Source organism: Enterobacter sp. SECR19-1250, from assembly GCF_013391025.1.
In the GTDB taxonomy this organism is placed as follows: domain Bacteria; phylum Pseudomonadota; class Gammaproteobacteria; order Enterobacterales; family Enterobacteriaceae; genus Enterobacter; species Enterobacter cloacae.
The window spans coordinates 56,174-82,479 of record NZ_JACASJ010000005.1; the positions used below are offsets into that span (position 1 = coordinate 56,174).

Below are 26,306 nucleotides of genomic sequence, written 5' to 3' on the forward strand. Positions count from 1 at the left end.
CTCAGCCCATTACGTCACGGGTATCATGCCAGCGCAGAGGAAATCCAATGGCGGGAAAAGCCCGTTTATTCGGGCTCTTTTCGGTGATTCTGCGTTAACCGCCTCAGGCGCATGCACACCTGAGGCGGAAAGGCGTATCAGAAACCGAGGCTGTCCAGCAGGTCGTCTACCTGATCCTGGCTTGCCACAACGCCCGCTTTGGTGGCGTCGAGCTGTGGGCCATTGAGCAGGCTTTCGTTCTCGCGTTTCGGACGTGCAGCCGGTTCCGGGATGTTCTCCAGCAGCACCATCAGCAGCTGACGTTCAATCTCCTGAATCACATCCATCATGCGCTTGATCACCTGACCGGTCAGGTCCTGGAAATCCTGCGCCATCATGATGTCCAGCAACTGAGCGTTGGTGAAGCTGGTGTGGCCCGGTACATCGCCCAGGAACTGACGGGTATCCGTCACCAGCTCGCGGGCATCCGCCAGCTCGATAGGATTCTCAAACCACTCATCCCAGCGTTTGGTTAGCGCTTTCGCGCCCTTTTCCATCGCATCCTGGTGCGGTTGTGACGCTTCAACGCTGTTCAGCGCACGTTCAGCCGCTTGCGCGGTCATCTGCACAACGTAGTCCAGACGGTCACGCGCGTCAGGAATCGCTTCCGCCGCTTCTGCGATTGCCTGGTCCAGCCCCAGTTCACGCAGGCTGTCACGCAGCATGCGTGTCAGGCTGCCAATGCGGGCAATGATATCGCTGGGCGAATGTTCTTCAACGGGTTTCATAGCAGGTTGCATCATAACCAACACCTCACATGCCGAGTTTCTCGAAGATCTTACCGAGCTTCTCTTCCAGGGTCGCCGCGGTGAATGGCTTCACCACATAGCCGCTTGCGCCCGCCTGTGCAGCGGCAATGATGTTCTCTTTTTTCGCTTCTGCGGTCACCATCAGCACCGGCATAGAGGCCATGCCTGCATCCGCGCGGATGGTTTTCAGCAGTTCCAGACCATCCATGTTCGGCATGTTCCAGTCAGAGATAACAAAACCAAACCCGCCCGCCTGCAGTTTGTTCAGCGCATCCACGCCGTCTTCTGCTTCTTCAACGTTGTTGAAGCCCAACTCTTTCAGCAGGTTACGCACAATGCGACGCATGGTGGAAAAGTCATCCACAACCAAAAACTTAAGCTCTTTATCCGCCATAAAATAATACTCCTGAGTCAAATACGTATTGCCTGTCCGGCACTGATTTTCGCCAGCATCTGCTGGCTTACCTGGCTAAGATCGACCACTTCGCTCACGCCACCCATATTGATGGCCTCGCGCGGCATGCCGAACACCACACAACTTGCTTCATTCTGCGCAATCGTCCAGGCGCCAGCCTGGTGCATTGCAAGCATTCCGGCGGCACCATCGTTGCCCATCCCCGTCAGGATCACCCCAACGGCGTTGCGTCCCGCATGTTTCGCCACCGAATGAAACAGCACATCCACCGACGGACGGTGCCGGTTTACCGGCGGCCCGTCATGAATTTTGATTTGATAGTTAGCGCCGCTGCGCGCCAGCTCCATATGCTTATCGCCCGGCGCGATGTAAGCATGACCCGGGAGCACACGCTCGCCATCTTCCGCCTCTTTCACGCTGATCTGGCACAGCTTGTTCAGACGCTCCGCGAACGAGCGGGTAAAGCCTGGCGGCATATGTTGAGTGATCAGAATACCCGGACTGGAAAGCGGCAATGGCTGGAGTACATGGCGAATTGCCTCTGTTCCTCCGGTTGATGCGCCAATCACCAGCAGTTTTTCCGAGCTGAGTAACGGACCCGCCTTCAGGGTTGCCGGGGCAGCCGTTGGCTTATGGGCCGCGAGCTTCGCGCGCGAGGCGGTGCGGATCTTCTCAGCGATCATTTCGCTGTAGGCCAGCATGCCTTCACGAATGCCAAGCTGGGGTTTGGTGACGAAATCCACCGCCCCCAGCTCCAGCGCGCGCAGCGTAATTTCCGAGCCTTTGCCAGTCAGCGATGAGACCATCACCACCGGCATTGGACGCAGACGCATCAACTTTTCCAGGAAATCAATGCCATCCATGCGCGGCATCTCGACATCCAGCGTCAGCACGTCGGGGTTATATTTTTTAATTAAATCCCGCGCTACCAGCGGATCCGGCGCGGTAGCGACCATCTCCATGTCGCTGTGGCTATTGATAATTTCAGTCATGATCTGGCGCATCAGCGCCGAATCATCGACAGACAATACCCTGATTTTACTCATGCTTTTTCCTTACTCAGCGCATATACCGTTTGCCCACGCAGGCTAAACTCACGCACGAGGTTGCTGAAGTTTTCCGAGTGCCCGGCAAACAGTAAACCGTCAGGCTTGAGCAACGGAACAAACCGACGCAGAATGTCCTGTTGCGTCGTTTTATCAAAATAGATCATGACGTTACGGCAAAAAATGGCGTCGAAAGGCCCCGGCACGTTGTACTGCTTATCCAGCAGGTTAACCGGTGCAAACTCCACGCAGTTCGCCAGCTCCTGGCGCACGCGCACCAGCCCTTCATGCGGGCCGGTACCGCGCATGAAGTAACGCTGAAGCTGCTGAGGCGACAACGTCTTCAGCTCATCCTGGCGATAGACGCCGTTACGCGCCTTCTCCAGCACTTCGGTGTCGATATCGCTGGCGTACACTTTCCAGCGACCCGGCGCCATTCCCAGGGTATCGGCAAGGGTGATCGCCAGCGAGTAAGGCTCTTCCCCGGTCGAGGCCGCCGCACTCCAGACGCGATACTCCCCGGTGCGACGGCGGGCGTGCTCTGCCAGTACCGGGAAGTGGTGAGCTTCGCGGAAAAAGGCCGTCAGGTTAGTGGTTAAAGAGTTAATAAAAGCCTGCCACTCGGCGCTGTTCTGGTTCGCTTCGAGCATGCTCAGGTAGCGACCAAAGTCATCCAGCCCCAGCGTACGCAGGCGCCGCACCAGACGGTTGTAGACCATGTCTCGCTTATGGTCAGCAAGCACGATCCCCGCACGCTGGTAAATTAACTGACATATCCGACGAAAATGCGCGTCGGACAGCGCGAGGCGCTGTGTCATCTGCAACAATAATGACGTTTGCCCTGGAGGCATTGGTGATGTCATAGCGCCTTCTTAATTACATTCAGGATACAACTGGCACGGCCTGCGACCGCCCGACTTCTGTTACTGCTTCAACGTGCTCTTTGACATTAAATACCGCGACCAGCCCGGTGAGATGATCCGCCTGACTGGCCAGCTGATCGGTTGCCGCTGCCGCTTCCTCCACTAACGAGGCATTCTGCTGCGTGACCTGATCCATCTGGCTTACCGCCTGGGCCACCTGCTCAATCCCGCGACGCTGCTCATCAGACGCCGAGGCAATTTCGCCCATGATGTCGTTCACCCGCGTAACGGAGGTGACAATCTCGTGCATGGTTTTCGCCGCCGTATCCACCAGCGCGGAGCCTTGCTGGACGCGGGAGACAGACTCTTCAATCAGCCCTTTGATCTCTTTTGCCGCGTTGGCGCTGCGGCTCGCCAGGTTACGGACTTCACCCGCCACCACCGCAAACCCGCGCCCCTGCTCACCCGCACGCGCCGCTTCCACAGCCGCGTTCAGCGCCAGAATGTTGGTCTGGAACGCAATGCCATCAATCACGCTGATGATGTCGCCAATTTTCTGCGAACTGGCGGCAATATCCTGCATGGTGCTGGCCACATGAGACGCCTGGTCGCCCCCCTTCTTCGCCGTCATCGCCGCCTGTTTTGACAGGTCTGACGCCTGGCGCGCGTTGTCGGCGTTCTGGCTTACCGTCGCAGTCAGCTGTTCCATGCTGGCCGCCGTTTGCGCCAGCGAGGCCGCCTGTTGCTCGGTGCGGGAAGAGAGATCGTTATTGCCAGCCGCAATCTCTGAGATCCCGGTGTGCATGGCATAGCTGCCCTGGCGCACATCGGAGACCGTTTCCCGTAGCGATCCTTGCATCGCCTTCAGGCTGGCAAAGATCGCCGAAATTTCGTTTTTGCCATACACCGCCACCGGACGCGCCAGATCCCCCTTCGCAATGCTGTCGAAGTGGCTGCTGATAATCGCCAGCGGCTGAACAATCATCTTGCGCGACCAGAGCAGCGCGGCACCGGTCAGCAGTGCCGCCAGAATCACCACCACGGTAAAAATCACGCCGGACATGTGGTAGCTCATGCGGCTGCTCTCCCCTGCGCGCTGCACAAACTGGTTAATGTCCTGCTGCCAGGCGTTAAAGCTGTCATCAAACGCCGCCTGTGAGGCCTGTACCGGCGCGGTCATAAAGTCCGAGAGCTGGTTGTTCTCAAGCCAGGTCGCCTGGTGATCCAGATCGCTGTGCCACTGCTCAAAGTTCTTCTTCATGGCAGCTTTCAGCGCTTTCCCTTTTTCGCTGACGTCCTCCTGCGCGGTGAACGTTTTGAACTGCGCGTCGGCCTGCTTAAGGCTGTTGCGCGCCGTCGCCATCAGCGCCTTGATATCATCCGGCGGATAACTCAGCGCGGTTAAGGTTCCCGCCTTGTTCAGCGCAGTGCTTGCCTGCAACAGCACGGCACGCGTTTGTGCCAGTGCGGAGCGCTGCTGATTACTCGCCTCAACTTCCTGCAAATTCTGATAGCCATCGCGAAACGCCCAAAAAGACAACCCGTTACTGCCAACCTGCAACACACCGCAAAGGATCAGAATCAAAAACAGTGTGGTCGAGATACGAATACGATTTAACATCCACGCTCCCATCAAGCGGCAAGCAGCCGCGGTTTAAATGTCAGTCAAAATGTTTCCCAGTTTTCATCATGTCCGGTCGTCGCGGCGCGGGTACGCGTGGCCGCCGGCTCAGCGGCTGGCGCACGATACGTGGCTTGCGGGGTGACCGTATTTCCAGCGAGTGAAGCGAGACGAAACGCCGAGACGGCCATCTTCAGACGGCTCGCCTGGTCTTCCAGCGCAGCCGCCGCCGCGGCGGACTCCTGCACCAGAGCGGCGTTTTGCTGTGTCACGCGATCCATTTCCGATACCGCCAGGGCAACCTGGTCGATACCACGACTCTGCTCATCAGAGGCAGAGGCGATTTCACCCATGATGTCCGTTACGCGGGTAACGGCATTCACGATGTCATTCATGGTCTCCCCTGCGCTTTCCACCAGCACGGAGCCGGTATCGACGCGGGAAACCGAGTCTTCAATCAGGGCTTTAATCTCTTTCGCCGCGTTAGCGCTGCGGCTGGCGAGATTACGCACTTCACCGGCCACCACCGCAAACCCGCGCCCCTGTTCACCCGCACGCGCGGCCTCAACGGCGGCGTTCAGCGCCAGGATATTGGTCTGGAAGGCAATGCCGTCGATCACGCTGATGATGTCAGCGATTTTCTTCGAGCTGTCTGCAATTTCATGCATGGTTTTCACCACACCATCCACCACCCGACCGCCACGCTGCGCCGTTTCGGACGCGCTTTCTGCCAGCTGAGAAGCCTGACGCGCTTTATCCGCGTTCTGCTTCACGGTGGCGGTGAGCTGTTCCATGCTGGCCGCGGTCTCTTCCAGCGCGGAGGCCTGTTGTTCGGTACGGGAAGAGAGATCGTTATTGCCCATCGCAATTTCGCTGGTGCCGGTATAGATGGCATCCGTGCCGCTACGCACGTTGGCAACGGTATCGATAAGCGAACGCTGCATATGGTCTACGCTGTTAGCCAGTTCGGTGATTTCGTTACGCCCGGAGACGGTCAACGTTTTGGTCAAATCGCCGCTCGCAATCTCGCGGATATGGGCAATGACGCGACCCAGTGGGTTCAGCAGGCTATGGCGAATGCCGTACCATACCGCGATCAGCACAATGGCCAGCGCCAGCGCCATTACCGCCATCTGCCATTTGGCAAAGCGGTAATCATTCTGGCTTTCCGTAAAGGCCGAGTGGTAGAGATCTGCGCTGGCTTTGGCGTATTCACTCAGCGCCGCGCCGAGCGCGTTTTGCATTCCTTGTGTCGGCTGGGCGAAATAGGCGTCCATGTTGCCGCTCTCCAGGAACTGGATAAGCTCCGTCAGACCGGCATAGTAGGCGTTATATTTTTCATCGATATTCTGGCTCACCTGCTCCATGGCAGGCTGCGGGGCGATCTTCTTGAAGGCGTCGTAATGCTTTGCGGCATCCGCAAGGGTTGCGCGGGCATTTTTCAGCAGATCGGTTTTCGCGCTGCTCTGCTGGTTATTGGGATCCATCATCATGCGGGCGGAGGAGCGGCTCAGGTTGATACGCGTTTGCAGCATCAAATCCCACGTTGACGTGAGTTCACTCTGCTGCAGGCGCAGATCGTTTGAGGCGGCGAAACTGTCCTGATTCTGTTTTAACGACGAGAAAAAAAGCCCACCGGAGATAAGCTGAAGTAGTGCGAAAATGACCAGCACCATCATGAGCATTGTGACAACGCGGATACGGTTCAACATACAACACCTTCTCATAGGTTTATTAACGGTGTTATCGGCACAGGCCACTGGAACTTTACATTTGCGAAAGGGAAAAGCGCGGGGGTTAGAACGCCACGTCAACAATCAGCGTGTCGGTATAGGTTCCGGCGGGGGGCGTGGCCTGCCCGGTCAGAACTTTGGCGGTGTAATTGTAGGTACGCAGTAATCCGTCGGTACTGACCTGGGACGAGGTCGCACTGGTCCAGCGTTCGGTGCCGCTGCTGCCCCAGCGGTTGGTGGTGGCTTCTTTATAGATGTCGTAACTCATGTAGTTACTGCCGCTCACCATGCGACGAACGTTGTTCAGCGCATTGGCACCATTGTTAATCCCTATGGTATAGGTACTGCCTTTGGTGCAGGTGACGGCGATGGCCTGCGAGACGGTGGGAAAACTTTGTACCAGCGGCGCGCTGTTGAAATTCACGTCCGGGGTGGTCATGGTGCTGCAATCGTTAGTGACGGTCATGTTGAGAAGGATCGTGGTGGTGGCCGTGCCGGTTTGCGGCGTCAGGCAAAGTCCGGCAGCGCCAACGGCACAGACGTTGTAATTAATGCTGAATGTCAGCAGCACCTGATACGGCCCGGCCGAGACGTTTTGCCCCGGCACCGTACGGAAATAGAGTGGAATGTTGTAGCGCTTCGACCCCAGCAGCCCGAGCAGCGTGTTCCCGCTCCAGGTATAGGCATTACCGATCTGCACTTCGCTGCTACCGCCACAGCCGGAGGCAGCGCACAGGCGCGTGGGTATGACATCGGTAATAGCCGCATTGTCCGTGCGCTTCAGGGTGGCGCGACTGTTGGCGAATATCGATGCCGAGGTATAAGTCAGCGCCACCGAGTCGTTGGTAAGCAGGTTGAGGACCGTATCGCAGGCCACCACCAGCGTACCGGTGGTTTCCACTTCCCCGGTTCCGCTCAGCGCGAACGAGGTCACGCTGCCAAACGACGCATTCACCGTACTGACGGTGCAGGCCGCGCCGCTGGCACCGGAGAAGAGCAGCAGAATCACCAGCAGATAACGCGTCACCGTGCCTCCCGACATACCAGCGGCCCGTAGGTTTGCAGCCTGTGTTCCGGGTTCGCGCCAACGGTCAGCGTCACCTGGCACCGTTTGCCCATCGGGGTGATCACCTCCAGCGAATTGACGTCGCTGAGATTTTCCAGCCAGGCGATCCCGTCATAACCCACCACCGCGTTGCTGCGTGAGGCACGTCTGACCTGGCTGCCCACCGGAATGGCCTGTCCCTCGGCATCATGCAGAATGACACTTGCCACCCGCTCCTGCTCCATCGGGAAGTCCACCAGATAACCACTGTGGCGGCGGATCGCAATCCGGCGTTCGGTCTCTTTCAGACGCGTATCGGCAGGCAGATTAAGGGTGTCAATGCGGTAACTGGCCGGGTAATAGGCCGATACGCCACTCACCAGCAGATAGCCGTTACGATTCGTTTTGCCGACCGGCTGGTTCTCGTAGCTGACGGGCACATCCGGTTGACCATCGGTGCTGATCACCACAAAGGCGTCGTTGATTTTATTCGCCGCAAACAGCTCGCCGTCCATCAGCACAATGGAGCCCAGCGCCTCGCTCCACCAGGTCATCATGTCCTTTTCACCGTAGGCCCCGCCCTGCACTTCGATATTATTGTTACGCCAGCCCAAGGTTCCCTGCTGATAATTGTTCGCCCGCGACTGATGCGCCCATGCCATGTTCCAGCTTAACCCGCCATCGGAAGGCATGGAGTGGTTGTAGTTGATGCGCTGCGTGCTGCCTGCCTCCGGCGTGTTTTCGAAGGTGACTGCGGCGCTGTCCCGTTCCCCAAGCGGGACCTGTAGCGAGAGTGCAACCGTCCAGTCGCCCCGCTGCTGATCACGGCTTGCGGCGAGGTAAAGACTGCTCGCGCCCCACAGGTTGCGGCTCCATGAGAGGTTAAGCAGTTCTGTTTTCTGGCTGTCAAAACTCTCCACACCGATCCAGGCAGCCCCGATATTGCCGTACTGCCCAAGGTTAAAGGTCAGGGAATATTGATCGGTATTGCGGCTGAAGCTGGCGACAGGCCGGTCGTTTTCGTCATAGATCGTCGGCTGGTCATAGAGGGCCAGGTTGCCAAAACCGCGATCGCGTCGCGTATGTTGAGTGGCAAGGCTAAAATCGCTGGTGCTGTACTGATAGCCCCAGGCGATCTGCCCGCCCTCATCGCCGCGCATCCGGCTTTGGGTATACGCGGTATTCACAACGCCAAAGTGCCCGAGCTTCACCACCGTCCCGGCCCCGCCCAGCGCCAGCGACTCCGCCCCTTCCGCGTGGCCTTCAAGGGTCAGCCAGTCCGTTACCCCGTAGCGATAAGAACCGCTGCCCGCCGCCGGACCATAGTCAAAATTGTCGATCCCGTAGTTGCGTCGCAGGCTTCCCAGCGTCACCGCCCCATCGCTCAAGCCGCGTTTAAGCAGTTCGCTGGTGACATAGAACGGCAGCGTAGTGCTCACCTGCCGTCCCAGCGCATCGGTGGTGATCAGCACCGCGTCCCCGGCCCCGTTAATATAGGGCAGATTCGTAAGGGTAAAGGGGCCCGGCTGAAGCTGCGTAGAGCCAGACCGATAGCCATTAATAAAGAGATCGACCGAGGTGGGAACCGCTGCTTCCCCGGAGAATTCCGGCAGCGGCCAGGTCACCAGATCCGGGCGCAGGGAGAAGTCACGCCCGTAGCTTATCCCACCCATTCGCACGCTGGAGCTCCAGCTCAGGGCATCGCTGATCACATCCCCGGCCGTCCAGGTGGTGGCGTCCTCTTCGTTGGTGACCAGCAGGGTGGTGTCATAGCGCACATATCCGGCCTGCTGGCCGTCATCGCCAGCGAAATTTTTCCGCACATAACCGGTAGAAGAGAGCGAGCCGCGTTCATTGAAGTAGCGGAACTCATGCCACAGAGAAGCCTGGCCGCCCACGTGTTCCGTGTGGTTAGTATAAAGATCGTAATTCAGCAGCGCCCCGCGCCCAAAGTGAGGTTTGCTTTGCGCGGTTTGCCCGCCAAAGGAGGTCACCCGGGAGGCCACCCATTCGCGGGGCACGGTGAGCAGCAGACGCTGTCCGGCGCTGTCGTACTCCACGCGAACCTGAGCAAGCGATGAGAGATCCACCTCGCCGGTCGGCACATGCTCCGGCGGCAGCCCGGCACGCAGCAAATCGGCGCTCGAGACAAAGTAAGCGCCTTTACGCTGCGTCACGGGCACCACCAGACCGGTATCGTAGTGGTTCACTATGAGGCCAAGCTGAAAAACCGCCTCATCGTTCACCGCCCGGGCCTCGGGAGGCGGCGGTAAACTGTCATCGCCGGGTTCTGCCCAGGCGCTGGTCGTGACGCAAAGCAGGATCATCATCGCCGGTTTCAGTTGACGGGCGTCGACTGCCATTGTTCATCCCTGGCGTTAATCTGCGCGCGCATCTGGTCTGGCTGCCGAATTCCGGCCGGGATGGCCCAGCTGCGGGTACTGCCCGCCAGCACGTAGCCCAGCAATCCCTCAGCAACAGGACGTTTCTGCCCGCCCTGCACCAGCGAAACCTGACTGAGCCTGACGTGTACATCTCCCCGGTTGTTAACCTCCAGGTGAGGCTGTCCGCCCTCATTTTTTACCCGCCAGCTGAGGTTGTGCGTATCCACAAACGCATGGTGCGCCCCCTCTTTGCTTGTCGGGATCCCCTGCCCATAGACAAAAAGGGGAATGGAATAACGCATCTGCAGTTTGAGGCCAATAGCCGGTTCGGCTTTGTTGTCCGGCTGAGGAATTTCATCGACAATAATGCGGTAGGCCTGCTCGACCCCCACCGGAACCGTCCCCTGTTTGATAAGACGAATAAGCTGCTTGCTGCCCGCTGCGATGGTGACAATTGGCGGGCTGGCCACCACATCCTGCTGGGCACTGTAACGTTCGAACCCGCCCTCCTGCTTCCAGCGCACAATGCGTACCTGCATGGTGGTTGGGCTGTTTCCTTGATTCTGGATCCACAGCTCCGTGGCTTTGGCGTCAGCCGCCAGCCACGGATCGATAGGCCATAACAGAATGGTCGCGGCGGCCTGCACCTGGCCTGCCGCCAGAGCCATCACCCCCAGCAAACTTCCCAGACATATGCGCCTGAAATATGCCGTCATCGACTCTCTCCCTTTATCACCATGACAAGGTCACGGTAAGTTGATCAGAATAGGTTCCTGCCGGGCTGAACCCGGTCAATAGCGCCACGCCAAACAGCGGCAGCGCGATGTTATTGCTGTTGGTATAGGTCACCGGAATCGCCTGGTTGACCCCTATTTCGCTGTTCGCCGCAAGTGAACTGCTGCTGTAAAGCCGGTATCCCACCACGTCGTTCCCGCCGTTGCGCGTCATTCGCCGCACGGAGGCGTAATTCTGCCCGCCGTTAATACTCATACTCAGCGCCACGCCTGGCGTACAGGCGATCGAGAGTGCCCCGTTTGGTACGAAGCTGGTGCTCACCGGAGCACTCTCCACGCCGGTATGGGTACCGAAGTTCAGCGTGCCCAACAGCCCCCCACTGCCGGTGCTCACCGCGCATCCCGGCACAATGGTCGCGCTGACCTTAAATGACTGCGACGTGACGGCCATAGCGACCGGCACCAGCGCCAGCCCGAGGATCAGCGTAAAAAAAAGATGCACGATCCCCTCTGCGCAGTGGCGCAGACCTGAAAAAGCGGTCTTCATGGGCTAAGTGGGCTAATAGGTTACGCTGACATTTATGGTGTCGGTGTAGGTCCCCGGTACCACCGTAACGCTGTTTCCGCCGCCGGTAATACGCCCGTAGAGGGTGTAACTGTCCACCCCACCGGCCGTGGACGCGATCGGCAATGCCGCGTTATTCGCTACAACGTTATTAAATCCGCTGTCGCTATACAGGCTGTATGCCACACCCTGCGCCGTGTTGGTGGTGTTGATCAGATAGCGGGCGGGTGTCCCCGTCGTGCCAACGACGGTGCCCGGCGCAGTGAAGTTGGTATTCCCGGTTATCGCCACCGTGTAGCTGGCGGTTGTACATTGAATCGTGAAGGTGTTTCCGCCGCTGGCACCGGTCAACTGCGTCGTCAGGGTGGAAAAGGTTGCAGGATGGGTCCCGAAATCCAGTGTCCCGAAGTTAATGCCGTTTTGGGTGGGCGATCCATTAATCAGACACCCGTTTGTCAATGTCAGCGTCGCGCCGATAGTGCCACTACTGGTGACCGCCAGCGCCTGATGGGCGGTTGTCGCGGTTAACAGAATGCCAGCGCAGGTCAAAAGGCGTTTTCTTTTCATTTACCACCCTCCAGAAGACGTCTCCGTTCACGTACAACAATTTAGTTTTAACGTTCAAGATGTTAGCCCCGCTTAATGTTCCTCCGAGGGGGTTATTGAGAATTTAGTTTATGGTTATCGCTTCGACCACTGGCGGCCATGTCAGTCACCCCCTTGTCCGATTGACAGAGAAATGATTTTAGAAACATTGGGTTATTGATTTATAAACGGAATTTACCTAATGTTGCCTGAGGATATATCCCATTAAAGTGTGATAAGCGTCACAATATATCGTCGCGGCATTAGCAACAAAATTAATAAAATTTAAAAAGGAGTTGTATCTCCCCCCGCTTTACTTCAATTTATGTGCCGAATAATTTCCCGCGCAGTAATAAAAAATCCATATATATCTGCGCGGGCGACATCTACAGCGCATAGGGGTCTTTTTCGTGGCAAGTGCAAACAAACTTACGCTCTTCATCGTGATATTCATGCTGGCGGGTATTCTTTCAGGGGCGGCCATTCATGAATACGCATCTGCGGATGCCATCAAAACCTGGTCGGATAACATTACGCTTCTCACCGATATTTTCCTGCGACTGATCAAAATGGTGATTGCACCGTTGGTCTTCAGCACGCTGACGGTCGGCATTATGAAAATGGGCGAAACCTCGACTATTGGCCGCGTAGGCGGTAAAGCGATGGTATGGTTTATCAGCTCATCGGTGCTTTCTATTCTGGTGGGGCTGTTTATTGTCACTCTGGAGCATCCAGGCAGCGGTCTGAACCTGACGATCCCCACTGAAGCAGTGGATACCGGGCTGGCCGTCGGCGGCATGACCCTGAAAGCGTTCCTCTCACACACCATTCCGACCAGCATTGCCGGGGCGATGGCGAACAATGAAATTCTGCAAATTGTAGTGTTCTCCATGTTCTTTGGCATCGGCGGTGCGTCGCTGGGCCAGAAATTCAACGCCCCGCTGGTCGCGGCGCTGGATGTGGTATCCCATATTATGCTGAAGGTCACGGGCTACGTCATGTATGTTGCCCCGCTGGCGATTTTCGCTGCGATCTCGTCGGTGATTGCCACCCAGGGTCTCGGCATTCTGCTGAACTATGCCTCCTTTATTGGCGGCTACTATGTGGCGATCCTGCTCACCTGCATGGTGTTGCTGGCAGTGGGTTACATGGTGCTGAAAAAAGAGGTGTTCCGCCTGCTCAGCATGCTGAAAGATCCGGTGCTGGTCGCCTTTACCACCAGCAGCTCCGAGGCAGCGTATCCGAAAACCCTTGAGCAACTGGAGCGATTTGGCTGTTCGCGCAGCATCGCCTCTTTCGTCCTGCCAATTGGGTATTCCTTTAACCTGGTCGGTTCGATGGTCTACTGCTCTTTTGCCTCAATGTTTATCGCTCAGGCGTACAATATTCATCTGAGTTTCTCTGAGGTTACCGTTCTGATGCTGACGCTGATGCTGGCATCAAAAGGCATTGCGGGGGTACCACGCTCTTCGCTGGTGGTACTGGCGGCGACCATCCCAAGCTTTAATATTCCGGTGGCGGGTATTCTGCTGCTGATGGGGATCGACCACTTCCTGGATATGGGGCGTTCCGCCATTAACGTGCTGGGTAACGGGATTGCAACCGCGATGCTGTCGCAGAATGAAGGGGCGCGGGAAGCTGAAGCGGAGCTGGTAGAGCAGGAAGTGTAAGAGTACAAAAGGGGTGTGGCCTGATGCCCTCACCCCACTCCTCTCCCACAGGGAGAGGGAGCAAACACAAAAAACGGCAACCTGGATTGCCGTTTTGCATTTACCTACGCTACATGGTTCGCCGCGATATCCAGCAACGCCATCTCTTCGCTGTTCAACAGCTTCTCGATGTTCACCAGAATCAACATACGCTCACCCAGCGCACCCAGCCCCGTCAGGTACTCGGTAGACAGCGTGACCGCAAACTCCGGCGCCGGACGGATTTGGTCAGACGTCAGTGAAAGCACGTCAGACACGCCATCCACCACGATACCGACCACGCGCTGCCCCAGATTGAGGACAATCACCACGGTGTTATCGTTATACTCCACATCGCCCTGGCTGAACTTCACGCGCAGGTCAACGATAGGCACAATCACGCCGCGCAGGTTGGTGACGCCTTTAATAAACGCTGGCGTGTTCGCGATGCGGGTAACCTGATCGTAACCACGAATTTCCTGCACTTTCAGGATATCGATGCCGTACTCCTCATCGCCTAAAGTGAATACCAGGAACTCCTGTCCTGATGGCTCGCCCGCCAGTTTCGTTACATTACTCATACCGGTCATGTTCTTACCCTTTACTTAATCAGGCGGCTGTGTACGCCACACGTTGTTCACGATTTAATCCCTGAAGCGCCGACACGTCGACGATCAGCGCCACGCTACCATCACCCAGAATGGTGGCGGCAGAAATACCCGGCACTTTGCGGTAGTTGCTTTCGAGGTTCTTCACCACCACCTGGTGCTGACCAATCAACTGGTCAACCAGCAGCGCGTAGCGGCGACCCGCACTTTGCAGGATCACGACGATACCCTGCGTGGCCTCTGTTTTCGCCCCGTCGACTTCGAAGACTTTCCACAGTTCCACCAGCGGAAGGTATTCCCCACGCACTTCGAGCACCCGCTCGCCACCTGCCAGTGGGTGCAGATCTTCTTCACGTGGCTGCAGTGATTCCATTACCGCGTTCAGCGGCAGAATGAAGACTTCGTCCGCCACTTTCACCGACATACCGTCGAGGATCGCCAGCGTCAGCGGCAGCAGAATACGAATGGTGGTACCAGAACCTTGCTTAGACTTGATTTCGACGTGGCCGCCCATTTCCTGAATGTTACGCTTCACCACGTCCATTCCCACGCCGCGTCCGGAGACATCCGTCACCTGCTCGGCGGTTGAGAAACCCGGGGCGAAGATCAGCATGCCCACTTCTTCATCGGTCATGTTTTCGCTGACCGCCATCCCCTGCGAAATCGCCTTCGCCAGGATACGCTCGCGGTTAAGGCCCGCGCCGTCATCGGTTACTTCAATACAGATGTTCCCGCCCTGGTGCTCCGCAGACAGGATCAGGTTACCGACCGGGGATTTTCCGGCGGCAATACGGTTTTCCGGCAGTTCGATACCGTGGTCCAGGCTGTTACGCACCAGGTGCGTTAACGGATCGATAATGCGTTCAATCAGGCTCTTATCCAGCTCGGTGGAGCTGCCCATCAGCGTCAGTTCAATCTGCTTATTGAGTTTACCGGCCAGGTCGCGCACCAGACGCGGGAAGCGGCTAAAGACGTACTCCATCGGCATCATACGGATGGACATCACCGATTCCTGCAGATCGCGGGCGTTACGCTGTAACTGCCCCATGCTGGTAATCAGATCGCCGTGCGTGACCGGGTCCAGTTCGTTAGAACGCTGGGCCAGCATTGACTGGGTGATCACCAGCTCGCCGACCAGGTTGATCAGCTGGTCAACCTTCTCTACGGCGACGCGGATGCTGGTCGATTCGCTGGAGCGCGCCGCCGGTTTTTCACCACGGCCCGGGGCAGCAGCCTCTTTAGGAACGGCTTTCAACGCCGGGGCAGCAGGGGCGACCGCGGGCGCAGCAGCCTGAGCCACAGCGGCAACCTCCTCCACTGCAGCAGGCGCGTCAACGGCAACCGCTTCCGTTTCAAAGGCGATTTGATCGGCTTCGATAACAAAACACAGCACTGCCACGATGTCGTCCTGGCTGATACCGTCATCGAGCGTCGCAGCAAGGCTGTCTTTGCCTTTTACCACGTTGCTTAATGTCGCCAGGTTACCCAGCTCCTCTTCCAGCAGGTTGACTTCGTTCTCTTTCAGGCGTGACAGCACAACGCGCAGTTTCCCCGCTTTAGCGGCGGCAGGTGCTGCATCTTCAGCGGCTGGCGCATCAACAACGCTCAGTTTGGCTGCAGGAACAACGGCTGCGGCAACCTCACCTTTTGCTTCCAGCGCAAGCTGGCGCAGCGCATTGCAGATGTATTCAAAGCTGGCGGCATCAGGCTCTGCCGAACTTTTATAGGCGTCGAGCTGTTCCTGCATAATATCTTTGGTTTCCAAAAACAGGTTGATAATGTCGGTATTGAGCTGCATCTCACCGCGTCGTGCTTCATCAAGCAGGTTTTCCATTAAATGGGTGGTTTCCTGCAGGATGGTAAATCCAAATGTTCCGGCTCCGCCTTTAATGGAGTGCGCAGCGCGGAAGATGGCATTGAGCTGCTCGGAGTCCGGCGCTTCTGGCACCAAATCCAGCAAATGTTGCTCCATATCCGCCAACAATTCGTCGGCTTCATCAAAGAATGTCTGGTAAAAATCGCTAATATCCATGCTCACGCTATCACCTCGGATTGGCTGGTGGCGATGTTGGAACGGCAGCCGAAGGAACGGCCCCAGGCTGTTTTAAATCGTCCAGTGACTCATTCTGACTTTCGGCGTTTTCATGCAGGATGGCCTGCTCCGCCTGCTGGTTCAGCACTAAAAGACTGATACGACGGTTGATGGCGTCATCCGGCCCGCGGTCGGAGACACGCATGGTTGCTGCCATGCCGACCACGCGCAGTACCTTGCCATCATCAAGCCCACCCGCCACCAGCTCGCGACGCGAGGCGTTGGCACGATCGGCTGAAAGCTCCCAGTTGCTGTATCCCTTCTCGCCCGTGGCGTACGGGAAGTCATCCGTGTGGCCTGACAGGCTAATGCGGTTTGGAATACCATTCAGCACCGGCGCAATGGCGCGCAAAATATCGCGCATATAGGGTTCAACCTCGGCGCTACCGGTTTTGAACATCGGGCGGTTCTGGCTATCAATAATCTGGATACGCAGCCCTTCCTGCACCAGGTCGATCTTCAGATGCGGTCGCAGCGCGCGCAGTTTCGGGTCCGCTTCAATCAGTTGATCGAGATCGCCGCGCAGTTTTTTCAGACGCGCCTGCTCCATCTTTCTCTTCAGCTCGTCGATGTTCGGCTCTTTTTTCACCTCACCCTGCTTCTGGGTGTAATCATCGCCGCCGCCGGGGATCGGGCTGTCACTGTTAGAGATACGCGGCCCACCGGAGACCGCAGTCGCCAACGGCGTACGGAAGTATTCCGCAATCTGAATCAGCTCTTTCGGGCTGGAGATCGAGATCAACCACATTACCAGAAAGAAGGCCATCATTGCGGTCATAAAATCGGCGTAGGCAATTTTCCAGGAGCCATGCGCACCGTGCCCATGCCCCTTATGCTTGCGCTTTTTTACGATGACGATCGGATGGGACTGGTTTTTCATGCGTCCTCAGTTGTCGTCTGTTGGTTTGGGTTTTTCACCGCACGCACGTGTTCTTCAAGCTCGATAAACGACGGACGCTCGCTGGAGTAAAGCGTTTTACGGCCAAACTCAACCGCGATCGGTGGCGCATAACCGTTGAGGTTAGAGAGCAGCGTAATCTTCACGCACTGCATCATTTTGGTGGTTTCCGCGCTCTTCTGGCGCAGAACACTGGCCAGCGGAGAGATAAAACCATACGCCAGCAAAATACCGAGGAAGGTTCCCACCATAGCGTGGGCAATCAGCGCCCCCAACTCTGCCGCCGGGCGATCCGCCGAGGCCAGCGCGTGAACAACCCCCATGACCGCCGCCACGATACCGAAGGCCGGCAATGAGTCCCCCACCAGCGCCAGGCTGTTGGCCGGCACTTCGGATTCGCTCTCGTGGGTTTCGATCTCTTCGTCCATCAGCGCTTCAATTTCGAAGGTATTCATATTGCCGCTGATGATCAGGCGCAGGTAATCGACAATGAAATCCAGCATCATGGCATCGGCAAGGATGCGCGGGTAGCTGGCAAAAATCTCGCTCTCTTTCGGGTTTTCGATATCCCGTTCCAGCGAGAACATCCCCTGCTGGCGCGACTTCGCCATCAGGCGATAGAGCAGAGCCAGCAGATCCATATACATGCTTTTGGTGTATTTCGAGCGACGGAACAGCAATGGAATAGCTTTCAGCGTCCCCTTGATCGATTTCCCGTTGTTGCCAACGATAAAAGCCCCTACCCCTGCGCCGCCGATGATAATAAGTTCAGCCGGTTGATAGAGTGCTCCAAGGTGCCCGCCGGTCATCATGTAACCGCCGAAAACTGTACCGAGAACTACCAGGTAACCTAATAAGATAAGCACGACATCATCCTTCCGCTAGTGACTATGGCAAGGACGTTCAGCTCGCAGCGTTTACCGAATCCAGGATAAAAAAAAGCAGCGGTAATGGCTTACCGCTGCTGGAATCTTTCCCACACGTTCGGGTTAAACAGCTTGTTCGATCTGTTCATCCAGCAGTTGTGGAATAATATCGGCAGCATCCCGGGAAAGTTTACGTCTTTTTACTGCACGGGATGGAGGCTGACATAAACTACAGGCGAAGCTGCCTGCAGGCTGATGAGCATGGGTAATGAAATTGCCATCGCAGCAGTTGCAGCGCGACAATTCAAGCATTCCGCTCTCAACAAAACGCACCAGCGTCCATGCGCGGGTCAGCGCCAGCAGGGGACCCTCTTCCTGCTGTGGGCATTGTTCAAGGTAAAGTTTATACGCTTTGATCACGGCATCGACGCCGCTACACAAACCGGTTTTGAGAAGGTACTGCCAGGCATTACAGAACATGGAGGCGTGAATGTTCTGCTCCCAGGTCATAAACCAGTCCGTTGAAAACGGCAACATTCCTTTCGGTGGGGGACTACCACGTAACTCTTTGTACAGTTTGATGAGACGACCACGGCTCAACTGAGTTTCGCTTTCCAGCATTTGTAAACGAGCACCCAGTGTAATCAGCTCCATGGCCAACTGTATGTCACGCGCTTCCTGAACAATGCTTTTCTCGCTCATTTCTACGCTCTTTTTTTACGGGCTGCGTCATCAGGCTGGCTGATTTCGTTGAGCAAGCGGGTGGAGAGAAGAATACCGGTATGGATCTGTTGCAGATCGTCCACACGAGATTCCTGTGTCAGCCGCGTGATAGTCTGAGGATTATCGAAGCGGAACTGGCAAACCAGTTGATTCGTTTCAGCCAGTTTAACCATTTGCGGCAGGGTTAACCCGCCCAGCATGGTTGCCATCTCTTCGTTAATACCTAAACGAAACATCGCGGACGCTTTGTCCTGACTAATCAATCGCTGCGCGAGCAGTAAATATGACAGGTTGATGTCATAGATATGTTTTAGCAACTCGGATGTATGCATTTTTCCCATCCCGAATAACCAACTATTATTTTTATGCGGAAAGACCGCACCCCGTGATGTCGCCGGGAAAACACCCGGTATTTAAAAAAAAGGCTAAATGCATAGTTGAATTTAGGTTTGTATTCTGCAAAACGTGCACCAACGAAGCGCGGATGCGCTTCTTACATGTTTTATCATTTCTTACAAATAACTAAGATTTTTCCTAATTCGACGCAAACTCTACTCGTCAGTTTTGACACATACAATGCAGCCATCCTCAAATTTAAAAAAATGTGATCCATGTCACATAATTTAAGTGAATATCATCCATAAATCCATCAGTGAGACTTGTAATTTGTTCATTTTTTAACCAATCAAGACCATTTTATATTCTTTATGGACGAATACTCATGCAGAAGTGCGAACAGAAGGCGCATGACGATTGCTTTTTTGAGCAATAGCGACTACCGCAACAATTCACACGCTATACATCTCAGGGCCACATTTTCATTACCTATGAAAAACATACAGTTATGCATGAGGGGTGAAAAATTTGTTTCAAAGCGTGATCATTCACATTGCGTCTATAACGCTTTAAAACGATTTAACATCACGCGCATCAAAATGTGTGATTTACGTTAAGTTGTTAATTTTTTTCATTTGCACGCGGTTTGCCGTTATTCTTCTTATAAGAATAATTAATGAATAATTATGAGAAGCTTCACACTAATGTCGTATTCACCTCTTGCAGAAGTGCTGATTTCGCGGTAATGCTGACACAGACGCGGTTTTTCAGACAGCTAAGGAGTGCGTGATGAGTTACTCCCATCTTCTTGTTTCTGTTGCAGTTTCACCGGAAAGTCACCAACTCGTTGCCCGGGCGGTGTCCATCGCCCGCCCGCATAATGCGCGCATCAGCTTAATTACCCTTGCGGCCGAACCCGAGATGTACAATCAACTGGCAGCCCCCATGCTGGAAGATATTCGTGAGGTATTACAGGAAGAAACGCAGCAATTTCTGCAGGAGCTGGTGGAGAAAGCGCAATATCCCATTTATCAGACCGTCATTGCGACAGGTGAACTGAATGCGCATATTCTCGACGTATGTCGCAAAGAGAAAATTGATTTAGTGATATGCGGTAATCATAACCAAAGCTTTATTTCACGGGCGGCCTGCGCGGCGAAATCGATAGTCGCCTCAAGCCTGGTTGATGTGCTGTTGGTGCCTCTTGGGGGTCGTTAAACCCCCAGAGGAATATCACGCCAGTTTAGGGAAAGTCGCGATCTTTTTTTGCAGAACGCCTTCATGGCTTTGCGGCTCAATATTACGCAAATCGCGAATAAAACGTGCCTGCCAGTGATTAATATCGTTCTCGCGGATCGTATCCATCATTTCCGCATGACGGGAAATACGTTCCGTCAGCGGCATCGTCAGAGCACGGTTGAGCGCGTTCGCCACATCATCCCGGTCGTAAGGGTTCACGATGAGCGCTGAAGTGAGTTCGTTCGCGGCTCCCGCAAACTGAGAAAGCACCAGCACCCCCGGATCGGCCGGATCTTGCGCCGCCACATACTCCTTTGCCACCAGGTTCATCCCGTCGCGCAGCGGTGTTACGAGGCCGACGTCAGCATAGCGGAACACCTTCATCAGGATCTTACGGTCAAAGTGTTGGTTCAGATAAAACAGCGGCGTCCAGCCCAGCTGACCGTAGCGGCCGTTGATGCGCCCTGCTTCCGTCTCCAGTTGATGACGAATATCCTGATAGGCCTGCACTTCCCCACGCGACGTAGGTGCAATCTGCGTATAGCGGATTTTACCGTGGTGCTGCGGATATTTATCCAGCAGCGTTTCATACGCCAGGAAGCGCTCCGGCAGCCCTTTGGAGTAGTCGAGACGCTCCACCGAGAAGATATTCTTCACGTGTTTCAGCTCGTTTTTAAGCTGCGCCAGCTTCAGCGGCAACGGACCAGACGCCTGCTCAGCAATCTCATCCGGTTCTATCCCAATCGGATAGACTTCGGTATAGAACGTTTTACCCCAGGCCGTATGCGTTTTGCCCCCTTTCGTCATCAGGCGTGTTTTGCCCGATACCGAATCCAGGAACGCAATGCGGTCATTCTCAGTCTGGAAGCCCAGCAAATCGTAATCACACAGCGCTTCCAGCAGCTCTTCATGCGGCGGCAGCGCGGTAAAAATTTCCGGTGTCGGGAACGGAATATGGAGGAAGAAGCCGATGCGGTTGTTGACTCCGCGCTTTCGCAGCTCGCGCGCGAAGGGAAGCAGATGATAATCGTGGATCCATAAAATATCGTCTTCCTCGATTAAAGGCAGCAGTTTATCCGCCAGCAGCGCATTGACGCGGCTGTAGCCTTCAAACGATTCTCGCTGGAATTTGACCAGGTCCAGACGGTAGTGGAACGCGGGCCACAGCACGGCATTCGAGAACTGGGAGTAGTACTCGTCATAATCTTTCTCTTTCAGGGCGAATGACGCCCAGGTGATGTTGCCGCGCGTCACCTCTTTAAGTGGTTTTTCTTCCTCACTGATGTCACCACTCCAGCCAAACCACAGCCCGCCAGCAGCTTTTAAGGCACCTAATACCCCCACCGCCAGCCCACCTGCACTGGCTTTTTTATCGTCAGGCGGTGCGATACGGTTAGAGACGACGACTAAGCGACCCATAATGGTTTCCCCCTTTGTTTTGCGCTATTTGTTGTTGTTGCTGGTTAGCGATGTCAGATATCCACTGCCAGACGCTGGTCACATTTGCCAGACGCCATTCGGCTTCAGTGTCACCAGGCCCAACCTTCACGGAGATCCCTCCGGCCTGATTCACTACACGAAACCCGGCCTCATCGGTCAGGTCATCCCCAAGAAAAACGGGCGTCCGGCCCCGGAAAGGCGGCGTTGCCATAAACGCGGCGATCGCAGCCCCTTTATTGATCCCTTTCGGTTTAAGCTCCACGACGCATTTACCCGGCTGCAGCGCCAGCTCAGGATGCGCCTGCGCGACCCTGGCGGCGAGCGCAAGCACGGCCTCTTCATGCTGCGGTGCCTGGCGATAGTGCAAGGCAAAGGCCATCCCTTTGGCTTCCAGCTCCGTGCCCGGCAGTTTAGCCAGTGCAGCAGCGAGCTGCGCCTGCAGCTTTTCGATTAATGCATCGGGGAGTGAAACGATGTGCGTGTGATCATGGATGTCGCGGCGCTCCGCTCCGTGTACACCGGCCAGCGGAAAGTGGTAAGGACTGGCGAGCAAATCCAGCTCGGCCATTGAGCGCCCTGATATCAATGCCAGTGCTCCCTCATTCATTTGCGAGAGCTGATGCAAATCCTGTAATACCGCCTCCGGGATAACCACCTGGTCGGGATGCGGTTTTATCCCGGCGAGCGTGCCGTCGAGATCGAAAAAGAAAGCATAGTGTCCGGGCAGTACAGGCGGTGCGGTTAACAAGTCAGCCACCCTGGTCCTCCTTACGGTTTACGAGAAGTAAACGCCTTTACCTCTTTCATAGCCATGTAAGTATAGACAGTGTGACGTCGCTCGCCATTTGACAACCGCCCCGCCAGCGGAACTGGCGGGGCGGTTCAGGCGTCAACTAAGGTTATAAGTTGAGCAATTAAAAGGCAGGAAGAACGTTACACGGTACGCTTCGCTTTTTGCTTGTAACGGTCGAAAATCACGGCTGCGAGCAGGATCAGGCCACGAACCACATACTGGGAGAACGGCGAAATATTCAGCAGGTTCATGGCGTTCTCTACTGTCCCCAAAATGAGGATACCGGCCACCACATATGAGATTTTTCCGATGCCGCCCTTCAGCGAAACCCCGCCCAACACGCAGGCTGAAATGACGATCAGCTCGTACCCGATGGAGGTCATAGGCTGGCCGCTGGTCATGCGCGATGCCAGAATAATCCCCGCTGCCGCCGAGACCAGACCGGAGAGCACAAAGATAATGATCTTGGTGCGCACCACCGGTACACCCGCCAGCCGCGCCGCTTCCTCATTACCGCCGATCGCCAGGGTATTTCGGCCAAACGTGGTGCGGTTAAGCAGGAAGCCGAACAGGATCAGACAGGCCACCGTCAGCCAGATTGGCGCAGGCAACCCCAGCCAGTTCGCATAGCCCAGGGTGAAGAAGCGCTCGTCTTCAATCCCCACCGCTTTACCGTCGGAGATGATATAGGCCAGACCGCGCACAATCTGCATGGTCGCAAGCGTGGTGATCAGGGCGTTAATCTTCAGGCGGGCAATCACAAACCCGTTAACCAGACCGCTGATAACGCCCAGCAGCAGACCCGCCAGCACGCCAATCCACAGGCTTTCGGTCATGTTGATTACCACCGCCGTGGTGACGCCAGCACAGGCAATGACGGAGGCCACTGACAGGTCGAAATCGCCCGAGGCCAGACAGAACAGCATCCCGCAGGCCACCATACCGGACATGGAAATGGCCAGCCCCAGTCCTTTCATATTAATGAAGGTGGCAAAGTTGGGCACAAAGATCGCGCAGGCGACAAAGAGTGCGGCAAAGACCACCAGCATGCCGTACTGATCCCAGATGCGGCCAAAACTGAAGGCCGATTTCGATTTCGGCGCTCCGGATGTAGTAACAGAGGACATCATTAACTCCTTACTCAGGCGACAGCCTGGCTAACTTTCGGCATGGCGAGACTCAACGCCTGTTGTTCATTCGCCTGTTCATGAAGCAATTCACCGGCGATTTCGCCCTCACGCATCACAACAATGCGGTCGGCCACGCCGAGTACCTCAGGCAGATCGCTGGAGGCGAACAACACCGCCACACCGCGTTTTGCCAGCTCATAGATCACGTTATAAATTTCGTGTTTCGCCCCCACATCGATGCCGCGCGTTGGCTCATCCAGCAAAATGACCTTCATATCCTCCGACAACCAGCGGCCTAAAATCGCCTTCTGCTGGTTACCGCCGGAGAGATTCATGATCAGCTGTTCCGGGCCCGGGGTTTTGATGTTCAGCGAACGGATATGGTGGTCGGCGTTGCTCTCCTCCCAGCCGTCGTTGATCAGGCAACCGGCGCGAATAAACTTCCGCCGCGCGGAAATATTGATGTTGTCACGTACCGAGTGCACCGGAATAATGCCCTCCGCTTTGCGGTCTTCCGGGCAGAGCATCATCCCGGCCTGGATGGCATGTGCGGGCTTCTGAATATCGACCCGCTGCCCGTCAATAGATACCTGCCCTTCGGTGATGCGCGTACCGCCAAACAGGCCTTTCATTAACTCGCTACGCCCTGCGCCCACCAGACCAAACAGCCCGACAATCTCCCCGCTGCGCACCGAGAGCGAGATCGGCCTTCGCACGCCCGGCGCTTTAACGTTTTCCAGCTTCAGGCGCTCAGGGCCGTATTCGCGTGGCTGCCAGTGATAGATATCTCCCAGCTCGCGGCCAACCATCGCCTGAACGAGCTGGTCATGATTGACCTGCTCCATATCGGTAAAGGTGCGCACGTAGCGGCCATCTTTAAAGACGGTGATGGCATCGCTTAAGGCAAAAATCTCTTCCATACGGTGCGAAACATACAAAATAATGCGGCCTTCTTTACGCAGCTCGCGGATCACCCGGAAAAGGTTTTCGATTTCACGCGCGGAAAGCGAGCTTGTCGGTTCGTCGAAGGCAATGATCCTGGCGTTACGCGCCAGCGCCTTGGCAATTTCTACCATCTGCCACTGGCCGATGGAGAGATACTTCAGTGGTGTCTGGGGATCGACATCCAGACCCAGATGTTTCAGCTGCAGCCCCGCTTCGTAATTAAGTAGCGACCGGTTTACCACGCCGCTTTTGTGCGGGAGCTGGCCTAAATAGATGTTTTCCGCCACCGTCATCTCAGGGATCAAATGCAGTTCCTGATAGATGATGGCCACCCCGGCGTTGAGCGCAGCGGTGGTATCAGCAAACGCCACCTCTTCGCCGCGAATGGCCAGCGTGCCGGTGGTTGGCGTGTAGTTGCCGCTGAGGATTTTCAACAGCGTGGATTTTCCGGCGCCGTTTTCGCCCATCAGGGCGTGAACCTGACCGGCATAGCAGTCGAAGCTGATATCGGTCAGCGCGTTAACACCGGGAAAGGTTTTCCCGATACCGCGAAAAGAGAGATACGGATCAGACTGTCGCATAACGTCTCCGTGATTCCTGTAGTGTGTACGTCTGGCCCCTCGCGGTTCGCGAGGGGCACAATCACCGCGTATTACTTACCGCCCAGTCCTTTTTTCGCCAGCTCCTCTTTGAAGTTGTCGCGGGTGATCAGCACCACGTCGGTCACTTCAGTAAACTTCGGCGGTTCCACCCCTTTGGTAACCCAGTTGTAGAGCATTTCGCTGGATTTATAGCCGTGCACGTCCGGGCTTGGCAGCAGTGAGCCGTAGAAGCCCGTCGCCTGCGCTTTAGAGAGCTCACTCACCGCGTCAACGCCGTTGATGCCGATACCGATCACATCAGGCGCTTTGAAGCCCTGACCTTCCGTTGCGCGTACACCGCCCAGGACGGTGTTATCGTTCATGCCGACCACCAGCCAGTGCTTCACCTCTGGATGTTGAACCAGCATGGAGTTGGCGGCGTCGAAGGCCCCCGGAATGTCGTTGGATTTTGTCGGCACTTTATAGATCTGTTTTTCCGGGAAGCCGGCCGCTTTCAGCGCGTCCATTGACCCGGTGGTACGACGGCGGGCGGTATCGAGCTCGTCGGCGGTGATAGCCATCACGGCGGTATCTTTCACATCCCAGCCGCGTTTCTGCATCTCTTTATAGAGTTCCTGGCCCTGACGTTCGCCAATTTTGGTGGCCGCCATCATCACCAGCGGCACGCTGTCCATCGGTTTGCCCTTGGCGTTGACGAACTGATCGTCAACTGCAATAACCTTCATGTCGTAACCGCGCGCTTTGGCTGCAATTGCAGAGCCCAGTTTGGGATCCGGCGTACAGATAACGAACCCTTTCGCCCCGCTGGCCGCCAGGCTGTCGATAGCGTTCAGGGTTTTTTCACCGTCAGGCACGGCGATTTTAATGACTTCAAATCCTAAATCTTTCCCGGCCTTATCGGCGAATTTCCATTCGGTCTGGAACCAGGGTTCTTCCGGCTGTTTTACCAAAAAACCGAGTTTTAAATTCTCAGCGATAGCGGATTGTGACATAACGGCAGCCAGACCGATGGCCGCCAGCGCTTTAGTAAATTTGTGCATGGTAAACTCCAGCATTAGCGTTCTTTTCTGTAGGGAATATTTTCGTACTTCTTATTTAATCGGACTTAAAACAAGGCATTAGCGCTTACCTCGTCATAAGCGTTAGTGCTGGTGATAGTTTTAGCGG

General features: G+C 55.8%; 24 protein-coding genes. 2 read left to right on the forward strand and 22 right to left on the reverse strand.

Annotated features, from left to right (window positions below; all coding sequences use genetic code 11):
* Positions 1 to 137 precede the first annotated feature (137 nt).
* The 11 genes from cheZ to HX884_RS02570 form a co-directional block, all read right to left on the reverse strand.
* Positions 138 to 782 (reverse strand): protein phosphatase CheZ, encoded by a 645-nt coding sequence (gene cheZ / locus HX884_RS02520; RefSeq protein ID WP_013096065.1) that lies wholly within the window; start codon positions 780 to 782, stop codon positions 138 to 140.
* Positions 783 to 792: 10 nt separating this feature from the next.
* The gene (gene cheY / locus HX884_RS02525) at positions 793 to 1,182 is read right to left on the reverse strand and encodes a chemotaxis response regulator CheY (RefSeq protein ID WP_008500431.1); all 390 of its coding nucleotides are present in this window, start codon (positions 1,180 to 1,182) and stop codon (positions 793 to 795) included.
* 17 nt (positions 1,183 to 1,199) lie between these two features.
* On the reverse strand, positions 1,200 to 2,249 hold the full coding sequence (locus HX884_RS02530) for a chemotaxis response regulator protein-glutamate methylesterase (protein WP_003859716.1): 1,050 nt from the start codon (positions 2,247 to 2,249) through the stop codon (positions 1,200 to 1,202).
* A complete protein-coding gene (gene cheR / locus HX884_RS02535; RefSeq protein WP_008500429.1) occupies positions 2,246 to 3,112 on the reverse strand; it encodes a protein-glutamate O-methyltransferase CheR in 867 nt (288 codons plus the stop codon). Before cheR ends, HX884_RS02530 begins: the two co-directional genes overlap by 4 nt.
* Positions 3,113 to 3,131: 19 nt before the next feature.
* The gene (tap, locus tag HX884_RS02540; RefSeq protein ID WP_102751966.1) at positions 3,132 to 4,733 is read right to left on the reverse strand and encodes a methyl-accepting chemotaxis protein IV; all 1,602 of its coding nucleotides are present in this window, start codon (positions 4,731 to 4,733) and stop codon (positions 3,132 to 3,134) included.
* A 44-nt stretch (positions 4,734 to 4,777) separates the two neighbouring features.
* Positions 4,778 to 6,445, reverse strand: coding sequence for a methyl-accepting chemotaxis protein II (gene tar, locus HX884_RS02545; RefSeq protein ID WP_178327605.1), 1,668 nt, complete (start codon positions 6,443 to 6,445; stop codon positions 4,778 to 4,780).
* 85 nt (positions 6,446 to 6,530) lie between these two features.
* Positions 6,531 to 7,493, reverse strand: a complete 963-nt coding sequence (locus HX884_RS02550) for a spore coat U domain-containing protein (RefSeq protein ID WP_038420939.1) — start codon at positions 7,491 to 7,493, stop codon at positions 6,531 to 6,533.
* The gene (locus tag HX884_RS02555; protein ID WP_178327606.1) at positions 7,490 to 9,874 is read right to left on the reverse strand and encodes a fimbria/pilus outer membrane usher protein; all 2,385 of its coding nucleotides are present in this window, start codon (positions 9,872 to 9,874) and stop codon (positions 7,490 to 7,492) included. The genes HX884_RS02550 and HX884_RS02555 overlap by 4 nt, the downstream gene beginning before the upstream one ends.
* Positions 9,850 to 10,611 (reverse strand): molecular chaperone, encoded by a 762-nt coding sequence (locus tag HX884_RS02560; protein WP_029882325.1) that lies wholly within the window; start codon positions 10,609 to 10,611, stop codon positions 9,850 to 9,852. Before HX884_RS02560 ends, HX884_RS02555 begins: the two co-directional genes overlap by 25 nt.
* A gap of 16 nt (positions 10,612 to 10,627) precedes the next feature.
* On the reverse strand, positions 10,628 to 11,176 hold the full coding sequence (locus HX884_RS02565) for a spore coat U domain-containing protein (protein WP_020687631.1): 549 nt from the start codon (positions 11,174 to 11,176) through the stop codon (positions 10,628 to 10,630).
* A 12-nt stretch (positions 11,177 to 11,188) separates the two neighbouring features.
* Positions 11,189 to 11,761 carry a spore coat protein U domain-containing protein gene (locus HX884_RS02570; protein ID WP_178327607.1) on the reverse strand — a complete coding sequence of 191 codons (573 nt, stop codon included), beginning with the start codon at positions 11,759 to 11,761 and terminating at the stop codon, positions 11,189 to 11,191.
* A gap of 428 nt (positions 11,762 to 12,189) precedes the next feature.
* Between HX884_RS02570 and HX884_RS02575 the strand changes: the two genes are divergently transcribed.
* Positions 12,190 to 13,449: a dicarboxylate/amino acid:cation symporter gene (locus HX884_RS02575; RefSeq protein ID WP_023620134.1), complete on the forward strand. Its 1,260-nt coding sequence runs from the start codon at positions 12,190 to 12,192 to the stop codon at positions 13,447 to 13,449.
* 104 nt (positions 13,450 to 13,553) lie between these two features.
* Here HX884_RS02575 and cheW read toward each other — a convergent pair whose 3' ends face one another.
* The 6 genes from cheW to flhD form a co-directional block, all read right to left on the reverse strand.
* Positions 13,554 to 14,057 (reverse strand): chemotaxis protein CheW, encoded by a 504-nt coding sequence (gene cheW, locus HX884_RS02580; RefSeq protein ID WP_013096054.1) that lies wholly within the window; start codon positions 14,055 to 14,057, stop codon positions 13,554 to 13,556.
* A gap of 19 nt (positions 14,058 to 14,076) precedes the next feature.
* Complete coding sequence (gene cheA, locus HX884_RS02585; protein ID WP_178327608.1) at positions 14,077 to 16,113, reverse strand: chemotaxis protein CheA; 2,037 nt, start codon at positions 16,111 to 16,113, stop codon at positions 14,077 to 14,079.
* A gap of 4 nt (positions 16,114 to 16,117) precedes the next feature.
* Entirely contained in the window at positions 16,118 to 17,047 is a 930-nt protein-coding gene (gene motB, locus HX884_RS02590; RefSeq protein WP_013096052.1) for a flagellar motor protein MotB, read from the reverse strand.
* Positions 17,044 to 17,931 carry a flagellar motor stator protein MotA gene (gene motA, locus HX884_RS02595; protein ID WP_008500417.1) on the reverse strand — a complete coding sequence of 296 codons (888 nt, stop codon included), beginning with the start codon at positions 17,929 to 17,931 and terminating at the stop codon, positions 17,044 to 17,046. The genes motB and motA overlap by 4 nt, the downstream gene beginning before the upstream one ends.
* A 123-nt stretch (positions 17,932 to 18,054) precedes the next feature.
* On the reverse strand, positions 18,055 to 18,633 hold the full coding sequence (gene flhC / locus HX884_RS02600) for a flagellar transcriptional regulator FlhC (RefSeq protein ID WP_013096051.1): 579 nt from the start codon (positions 18,631 to 18,633) through the stop codon (positions 18,055 to 18,057).
* 2 nt (positions 18,634 to 18,635) lie between these two features.
* Positions 18,636 to 18,986, reverse strand: coding sequence for a flagellar transcriptional regulator FlhD (flhD, locus tag HX884_RS02605; RefSeq protein ID WP_013096050.1), 351 nt, complete (start codon positions 18,984 to 18,986; stop codon positions 18,636 to 18,638).
* 793 nt (positions 18,987 to 19,779) lie between these two features.
* Here flhD and uspC point away from each other — a divergent pair.
* Positions 19,780 to 20,208 (forward strand): universal stress protein UspC, encoded by a 429-nt coding sequence (uspC, locus tag HX884_RS02610; RefSeq protein ID WP_029882593.1) that lies wholly within the window; start codon positions 19,780 to 19,782, stop codon positions 20,206 to 20,208.
* A gap of 15 nt (positions 20,209 to 20,223) precedes the next feature.
* Here the strand turns inward: uspC and otsA are convergent, their stop codons facing one another.
* The 5 genes from otsA to araF form a co-directional block, all read right to left on the reverse strand.
* Complete coding sequence (gene otsA, locus HX884_RS02615) at positions 20,224 to 21,648, reverse strand: alpha,alpha-trehalose-phosphate synthase (RefSeq protein WP_178327609.1); 1,425 nt, start codon at positions 21,646 to 21,648, stop codon at positions 20,224 to 20,226.
* Positions 21,623 to 22,426 carry a trehalose-phosphatase gene (otsB, locus tag HX884_RS02620; RefSeq protein ID WP_095907948.1) on the reverse strand — a complete coding sequence of 268 codons (804 nt, stop codon included), beginning with the start codon at positions 22,424 to 22,426 and terminating at the stop codon, positions 21,623 to 21,625. The genes otsA and otsB overlap by 26 nt, the downstream gene beginning before the upstream one ends.
* Positions 22,427 to 22,602: 176 nt before the next feature.
* Positions 22,603 to 23,589, reverse strand: a complete 987-nt coding sequence (gene araH, locus HX884_RS02625) for an L-arabinose ABC transporter permease AraH (protein WP_013096046.1) — start codon at positions 23,587 to 23,589, stop codon at positions 22,603 to 22,605.
* Positions 23,590 to 23,603: 14 nt separating this feature from the next.
* Entirely contained in the window at positions 23,604 to 25,118 is a 1,515-nt protein-coding gene (gene araG, locus HX884_RS02630; RefSeq protein ID WP_178327610.1) for an L-arabinose ABC transporter ATP-binding protein AraG, read from the reverse strand.
* 71 nt (positions 25,119 to 25,189) lie between these two features.
* Positions 25,190 to 26,179 carry an arabinose ABC transporter substrate-binding protein AraF gene (gene araF, locus HX884_RS02635; protein WP_028027935.1) on the reverse strand — a complete coding sequence of 330 codons (990 nt, stop codon included), beginning with the start codon at positions 26,177 to 26,179 and terminating at the stop codon, positions 25,190 to 25,192.
* Positions 26,180 to 26,306 lie beyond the last annotated feature (127 nt).